We start from the raw sequence: 6,677 nt of genomic DNA, 5'->3' as shown, positions 1-6,677 counted from the left end.
TGTCGGGGGGCGGCCACCGGTCCGGTGGCCGCCCCCCGACACATGCTCTTCGCGCAGGTCCTGGAGTGGTGCGGGAGGGCTACTGCCCGCCGCCCTGTTCGTCGCGGCGTCGCTGCCAGCGCTCCTCTATGCGGTTCATCACGGAGCGTCGCTGTCTGCCCTGTCGGCCGGAGTGCGGCACGCCGGCGGAGCCGACGGCACCGGTGACGTCGACGGCCTGCTCGCCGGGTTTGGGCGACTTGCGCCAGCCGGTCACCGCGAGGACCGCGCAGCCCAGCATGACGAGGAAGCCCACCACGCTGAGCCAGACCTGCTGGGCGACCATTCCGGCCATGAGGAGCGCAATACCTACGAGGAAGCCCACGATCGCCTGGTAGACCCGCCGACGGGTGTACGTGCGCAGGCCACTTCCCTCGAGCGCCGACGCGAACTTGGGATCTTCGGCGTACAGCGCTCGCTCCATTTGCTCGAGCATGCGCTGCTCGTGCTCCGAGAGCGGCACGGCGTCCTCCTCATCGTGCAGTCGCCGGGGGGCGACCCGGGGGGTCACTTCAGGATAGGCAGGGATTCGCCCCCATGAAACCCGCCCCTCTGCGCCAATCGGCCAACCGGCACCCACCATGGGCGTCCCGACCTTCTCGAGGCTTTTCATTCCCCGACGGCCGGGCCGTCATGCCGGACGGTCTCCCTCGATCATACGGTGCCCAGCCGCCATTCGGGGGGCCTGTGGCGGACTCCATGCGCCGCGCGGCCGCCCGTGACGCGCCGCTGATCAGCGGCGCGTCACGGGCGGCCGCTCAGGCCCCTTCGGCCTCCGGCGCCTCACCGAGCACGTGGAGCTGGGTGGCCACGGAGTGGAAGGCGGCGAGTTCGGCCGCCGCGGCCTCCAGCTTCAGCAGCGCGTCGAGGGCTCCGGGCTCGGTGTCCACCAGCCCGCCGGGGACGAGGTCGGCGAAGACCCGTACGCCGTGCACGGCGCCGACCCGCAGACCCGCTCCCTCGACCAGGCCGCTGAGCTGACCGGCGGTGAAGCGGTGCGGCACGGGGTCGCCGGCGCCCCATCGGCCGTTCGGGTCGTCGAGCGCCTGACGGGCCTCCTTGAAGTGACCGGCGAGGGCGCGGGAGAGCACGGCGCCGCCGAGGCCGGCGGCGAGCAGGCTGAGGACGCCTTCGGGGCGCAGGGCGGCCACGGTGTTGCGCACGGCCTCGGCCGGGTCGTCCACGTACTCCAGGACTCCGTGGCACAGCACCACGTCGTAGCCGCCGCGCTCGGCGACGTCGAAGAGGCCGTGGGCGTCGCCCTGGAGACCGCGGACCCGGTCGGCGACGCCGGCCTCGGCGGCGCGGCGCTCCAGCGCGAACAGTGCGTCGGGGCTGGGGTCGACGACGGTGACCCGGTGGCCGAGGCGGGCCACGGGCACGGCGAAGTTGCCGCTGCCGCCACCGGTGTCGAGGACGTCCAGTGCCGGCCGTCCGGTCGCCTTGACCCGGCGTTCCAGGGCTTCCTGGAGGACCTCCCAGACCACGGCGGTACGGAGAGCGGCGCGGGGGCGCAGGGTGTCCGGCACGGCAGTTGACTCCTCGGCGCGGCACCGCCTCGTTCACGGCGGAGCGATCGGGCTGCCTCCTCGGCCCGGACGGGGAACGCGGAGGCTTCAGGCGTCTTCCACCCTATTGCCTGCGCCGCGGTGCCCGCGCCGCGCTGCTCCGCCGTCGGGCGGGGGCGGCGCGGGCACCGGAGGGGCGCTCAGCCCGCGTCGGGCATCCCGCGGCCCGGGCCGCCGCCCGGGTGACGGCCGTCCGGACGGTGACCGCCCGCGTCGCGGCCGCCCGGGTCACGGCCGCCGGGACGGTCGGGGCGGTCCGCGTCCGTGCGGGGCGGCGGGAGGACGGGCTGGAGGACGAGCATCCGCTCGACCAGGCGCAGGAACATCGCCACGTCCCGTATCAGGTCGTCGGCGTCCCGGCCGCTGGCCGCGCCCCGGATGCCCGCCTCGGCACGGGCGCGGCGCGGGGCGCCCGAGGCGAACAGGGCGCTCCACTCGGCGAGTTCGGGCGCGATCTCGGGGAGCACTTCCCAGGCGCTCCGGATCTTGCTCCGGGCCCTGGAGGAGGTCTCGGGCCGTCCCCGCGCGGCGAGCACGGCGGCGGCGGTGCGCAGGGCGGCGAGGTGGGCCGTCGCGTAGCGCTCGTTGGGGATGTCGAGGACGGTGGCCTCGTCGAGGCCGGCGTGGGCCTGGGCGAGCAGGTCGAGGGCGGCGGGCGGGGCGGTGGCACGGCGCAGTACGGGGTGGACGTCGCTCGCGGGGCCGGTCAGTGAGGGGGCAGGGCCGGTGGCGCGGCGCCGGCGGGCGGCGGCTGCGGACGAGTGGGCCATGACGAACCTCCTGTCGTCTTCGTGACGGCTCTGTGGCCGTATGGGTTCATCGTGAGGTATGCCACTGACAATCCGTTCCGACCTGGGCTTTCGCCCCGTCCGGCCGTTCGGTGCCGGGCGGGCCGGGCACGGGGCGGAGCCTGTGCCGGGGCGGGCCGCCGGTGCTGTGAGAATCGGGGCATGGAACGCAGCAGCACCACGTCGGGCGGCAGCACCCGCCGCGAGGCCACCCGGCAGAAGCTCTACGAGGCGGCCGTCACGCTCATCGCGGAGCAGGGTTTCTCCGCCACCACCGTGGACGAGATCGCCGAGCGGGCGGGGGTCGCGAAGGGCACCGTCTACTACAACTTCGCGAGCAAGTCGGTCCTCTTCGAGGAGCTGCTGCGGCACGGGGTCGGGCTCCTCACCGCCTCCCTGCGGGAGGCGGCCGAGCGGACGGCCGGGGCGGGCGGCGGCAGGGTCGACGCCCTGGACGCGATGATCCGCGCGGGGCTGGTCTTCATCAACCGCTACCCGGCCTTCACCCAGCTGTACGTGGCCGAGCTGTGGCGCACCAACCGGGCCTGGCAGTCCACGCTGCTGGTGGTCCGGCAGCAGGCCGTGGCGGTCGTCGAGGACGTCCTGCGCGAGGGCGTGGACAACGGGGAGTTCAGCGCGGAGATCGACGTCCCGCTGACGGCGGCGGCCCTGGTCGGCATGGTGCTGGTGGCCGCGCTGGACTGGCAGGCGTTCCAGCCGGAGCGCTCCCTGGACGACGTGCACTCGGCGCTGTCCCGGCTGCTGCAGGGGCGCGTGAGCGGCCGCCCCTGAGACGGCGGCGGGCGGTCGACGGCGGGCGGTACCGAGCGCCCGGGACACAGCCCGGGACACAGCCCGGGACACGGCCCGGGACACGGAGAAGCGCCGGTCCGGCGGTGGCTGCGTCCCCCGCGAGCCACCGCCGGACCGGCGCCTTCCTCGTTCCCCCGTACGTTCCCCCGTAGAACCCCGTGGCGGTCGTTCCCCGGGTTCCCCCGTGCCTCGCTCCCGCCGGAACGGCCGGCGGAAGGAGCGGATCGCGGGCCCGGACCGTTCCGGCGCCCCGTGTCGCCGGTTCCGGAGCCGTGCCCCTCCCCGTGGTCTCCACTCTCCCGTTTTCGCAGGTCGCGGCCCATCCGCGCGCGTACTCATCTCGGGGACTAGGTACGGGTACTCACTCCTGCGCACCCGGCCCCACGGGGTCAGGTGGCCGGCCGGCCGCCGGAGCGCGGGCGACGGTACTCGGGTCCGGGGGCCGCGGCGGGGGCGGATAAAGTCCCTGGCATGGCACGGATTGCGGTGATCGGCGCCGGGCTGGGCGCGATGGCGGCCGCCGCCCGGCTGGCCGTCGCGGGCCACCGGGTGACGGTGTACGAGCGGACGGACACGTACGGCGGCGCGTTGCGCCGGCTGGAGCGGGAGGGCTTCGCGTTCGACACCGGTCCCGGTCTGCTCCCGCTGCCGGCCGTCTACCGCGATCTGTTCCTGAAGACGGGCAGGGAGCCGCTGGAGGCCTGCGTCGGGCTGGTCCAGGTCGACCCGTCGTCGCACCACGTGTTCGCGGACGGTACGCGCCTCTCCCTCCCGAACGCGTCCCGCGCGGGGGTCGTCTCCGCCCTGGACGCGGCCCTCGGCCCCGCCGCCGCCGAGCGCTGGGGCGACTTCCTGGTGCGGGCCCGCGAGACCTGGGACAGGACCCGCAGGCCGCTCCTGGAGGAGCCGCTGTGGCCCGACTGGCAGGTGCTGGCCGGGCGCGAACCCTACCCGGCCGTCCCCTACCGGAAGCTGCTGCGCACGCGCACGGCGGACACGCTCGCCGAGGTCGCCGCCCGGGAGCTGCGCGATCCCCGGCTGGCCGCCCTGCTGGAGGGGTACGCGCTCGAACACGGCCTGGACCCCCGGTCCACGCCGGCGGGCGCGGCGGTGCTGCCGTACATGGAGCACGCCTTCGGCACCTGGTACGTGCGCGGCGGCATGCGGGAGCTGGCCCGCGCGGTGTACGAGCGGTGCCTGGCCCGCGGGGTGGAGTTCCGTTTCGGTGCCGAGGTCACCGGGGTGCTGGAGAAGGACGGCCGGGCGGCGGGGGTGGAGTTCACCGGGGGCGCCTCCGGCGGTTCCGGTTCCGGTTCCGACCGCGGGGACCGGGCGGTGGCCGGGGCGGACCACGTGGTCGCCGGGGTCACGCCCGGCGTGCTGGACCGGCTGGTCCGGGGGGCACGGGTGCGGGGCGAGGGCGAGGTTCCGGGCCGCCCCGGGACGGCGAGCCGTCTGACGGTGCTGCTGGCGCTGCGCGGCGGGCGTCCCGAAGGGACACCGCACCGGACGGTCGTGCACGCCCGGGACCGGGAGGCCGAACTGGAGTTCCTGTTCGGCTCCGGTACGGGTCTGCCCGCGCACCCCACGGTCACGGTGCTGCGCCCCGGCGACCCGGCCCTGGTCCCCGACGCGGACCACGAGGCGGTCGTCCTCACCTCGGCGGTGCCCGCGGGCTTCGCGGGGCCGGGCCCGGACGAACACGCGCGGAACATGATCGCCGCCGCCGAGCGGGCCGTGCCCGGTCTGCGCGGGCGCCTCCTGCACAGCGGGGTGCGCACTCCGGAGGACATCGCGGAGGCGACCGGCGCGGAGGGCGGAGCGGTGCCCGTCCCGGCGTTCGCCGCGGCGGGCGGACGCCTGCTGCACCCGTCCAACAGCACCGGCGTGCCGGGACTGTGGACGGTGGGCGGCTGGTCGCACCCCGGCGGGGGCCTCCCGCACGCCGGGATGTCGGGCGCGCTGGTCGCGGGCCTGATCGTGGAGGGTCCGGGGTTCCGCGGGTCCCAGTGAGCACCGGCGGACCGGCGCGGGTCACCGTCCGGGGCGGGCCGGACCGGGCGGCCGGCCCGGTCAGTAGCGGTACTGCTGCTCGTCGTACCCGGTGCCGTTCCCGTTGCCGGGGGCCCGGTCCTGCGAGCCGTCGTCCTGGTACGGGTAGGGCTGCTCCTGCGGGAGTTCGCCGCCGTACAGGTCGTCGGTGCTGCGCTGCTGCGGCACCCACAGGCCGCCCGCCGGGGTCTCCCCGCCGCCGTAGCCGCCGTACTGGTCCTGGCCGTAGCCCTGCTGGCCGTACTGCTGCTGCGCGTCGGTGTACCCGGTGTCGTACGGGGTCCCGCCGTAGGTGGGGTTGCCGATGTACGGGTCGGAGTAGGCGGCGTACTGCTGCTGGCCGGTGGTGTCGTAGGACTGCTGCTGGCCGTATCCGGAGTAGTCGTAGGCCTGGTTCTGGCCGGTGTCGTAGCCCTGGTCGGCGCTCTGGGCGGTGGCCGCGTACTGGTCCTGGGCGGGGGTGCCGTACCCGTCGTCGCCGTAGACGCCGTACGAGCCGGTGTCGTCGGGCATGGGCTGCGGCTCGTAGACGGCGGTGGTCTCGGCGGCCGTCTGCTGCGCGCCGCGCACCGGGGTGAACACGTCGTCGCGGTCGTAGTCGTCGTCGGCTCCGTAGGAGTCCGGGTCGCGGCGCCGCCCGGCGTCCTCGTCGCCGTACCCGTCGCCGGGGGCCTCCAGGCCGGAGACCTCCAGGGCCGGCTCCTTCCGCCCGCGGCCGCCGCGGCCGCCCTTGACGGCGGACAGCAGCGGGGCGTTGACCGCCCAGCCGGCCGCGAAGCCGCGGCGGAACGACAGCGTGACGTAGGTCTGGCCGATCGCGAAGGCCACGGCGCCCAGCCCGATGACGAGGACGGCCTGGAGCAGCACGCCGAGCACCACGCACAGGAAGCCGGCGAAGGCGAGCAGCCGCCAGCGCAGGCGTGCCTTGTACTGCAGCAGCACCTCGCCGAGCAGCCACAGCGCGACCACACCGAACGCGATGTAGAGGACCGTCCAGCCCATGTACGCCCCTCTCCCAGTGGCCGCTACGCAGTGTGTCGTACGCCGGTGCGACCGGTCTAGGCCCGCGGTGGGTGGTGCAGGCCCAGGTTCTCGTAGATTTCCAGTGTCGCCGTGGAGTTGTTCAGCGTGATGAAGTGCAGTCCGGGCACCCCTTCGGCCAGCAGCCGGGCGCAGAACTCCGTGGCGAACTCGATACCGATGGAGCGTACCGCCGCCGGATCGTCCGCCGCTGCGAGGATCCGCTCTTTCAGGGCATCCGGGAACGACGCGTTACTGAGCCGTGGCAACCTCTCCAACATCTTCACACTGGTCACCGGCATGACCTCGGGGATCACCGGTGTCTCACAACCCGCCGCGTGGACCCGGTCACGCAGGCGCAGGTACGACTCGGGGTGGAAGAACATCTGGGTGATCG

The 6,677-nt window shown here is 74.8% G+C and carries 7 protein-coding genes; 2 read left to right on the top strand and 5 right to left on the bottom strand.

Annotated features, from left to right (window positions below; all coding sequences use genetic code 11):
- Positions 1 to 79: 79 nt before the first annotated feature.
- The 3 genes from AOK18_RS07905 to AOK18_RS07895 all read right to left on the bottom strand — a co-directional run bounded on the left by AOK18_RS07905 (position 80) and on the right by AOK18_RS07895 (position 2,377).
- Positions 80 to 502, bottom strand: a complete 423-nt coding sequence (locus AOK18_RS07905) for a DUF3040 domain-containing protein (protein WP_055574630.1) — start codon at positions 500 to 502, stop codon at positions 80 to 82.
- Positions 503 to 797: 295 nt separating this feature from the next.
- Positions 798 to 1,568: a methyltransferase gene (locus AOK18_RS07900; RefSeq protein WP_055574629.1), complete on the bottom strand. Its 771-nt coding sequence runs from the start codon at positions 1,566 to 1,568 to the stop codon at positions 798 to 800.
- Positions 1,569 to 1,747: 179 nt separating this feature from the next.
- Positions 1,748 to 2,377, bottom strand: coding sequence for an SAV_6107 family HEPN domain-containing protein (locus AOK18_RS07895; protein WP_055693860.1), 630 nt, complete (start codon positions 2,375 to 2,377; stop codon positions 1,748 to 1,750).
- 180 nt (positions 2,378 to 2,557) lie between these two features.
- Here AOK18_RS07895 and AOK18_RS07890 point away from each other — a divergent pair, with 180 nt between their 5' ends.
- Both AOK18_RS07890 and AOK18_RS07885 read left to right on the top strand, forming a co-directional pair.
- Positions 2,558 to 3,187 carry a TetR/AcrR family transcriptional regulator gene (locus tag AOK18_RS07890; protein ID WP_055693859.1) on the top strand — a complete coding sequence of 210 codons (630 nt, stop codon included), beginning with the start codon at positions 2,558 to 2,560 and terminating at the stop codon, positions 3,185 to 3,187.
- A gap of 492 nt (positions 3,188 to 3,679) precedes the next feature.
- Positions 3,680 to 5,221, top strand: a complete 1,542-nt coding sequence (locus AOK18_RS07885) for a phytoene desaturase family protein (protein WP_055693858.1) — start codon at positions 3,680 to 3,682, stop codon at positions 5,219 to 5,221.
- A gap of 60 nt (positions 5,222 to 5,281) precedes the next feature.
- Here AOK18_RS07885 and AOK18_RS07880 read toward each other — a convergent pair whose 3' ends face one another.
- Positions 5,282 to 6,262, bottom strand: a complete 981-nt coding sequence (locus tag AOK18_RS07880; protein ID WP_055693857.1) for an SCO2102 family sporulation regulator — start codon at positions 6,260 to 6,262, stop codon at positions 5,282 to 5,284.
- A gap of 56 nt (positions 6,263 to 6,318) precedes the next feature.
- The coding region (locus AOK18_RS07875; RefSeq protein WP_206281510.1) for a methylenetetrahydrofolate reductase at positions 6,319 to 6,677 on the bottom strand (359 nt) is incomplete at its 5' end.

This window comes from Streptomyces prasinopilosus, assembly GCF_001419695.1.
In the GTDB taxonomy this organism is placed as follows: domain Bacteria; phylum Actinomycetota; class Actinomycetes; order Streptomycetales; family Streptomycetaceae; genus Streptomyces; species Streptomyces prasinopilosus.
Note: the sequence above shows the minus strand (reverse complement) of the source record. Positions and strands in the feature narration are given on the sequence as shown.

What these genes read in the sequence shown, in the direction of transcription:
- AOK18_RS07895 (WP_055693860.1), bottom strand. Translation starts at nt 2,377, where the DNA reads ATGGCCCACTCGTCCGCAGCCGCCGCCCGCCGGCGCCGCGCCACCGGC.
- AOK18_RS07890 (WP_055693859.1), top strand. Translation starts at nt 2,558, where the DNA reads ATGGAACGCAGCAGCACCACGTCGGGCGGCAGCACCCGCCGCGAGGCC.
- AOK18_RS07880 (WP_055693857.1), bottom strand. Translation starts at nt 6,262, where the DNA reads ATGGGCTGGACGGTCCTCTACATCGCGTTCGGTGTGGTCGCGCTGTGG.
- AOK18_RS07885 (WP_055693858.1), top strand. Translation starts at nt 3,680, where the DNA reads ATGGCACGGATTGCGGTGATCGGCGCCGGGCTGGGCGCGATGGCGGCC.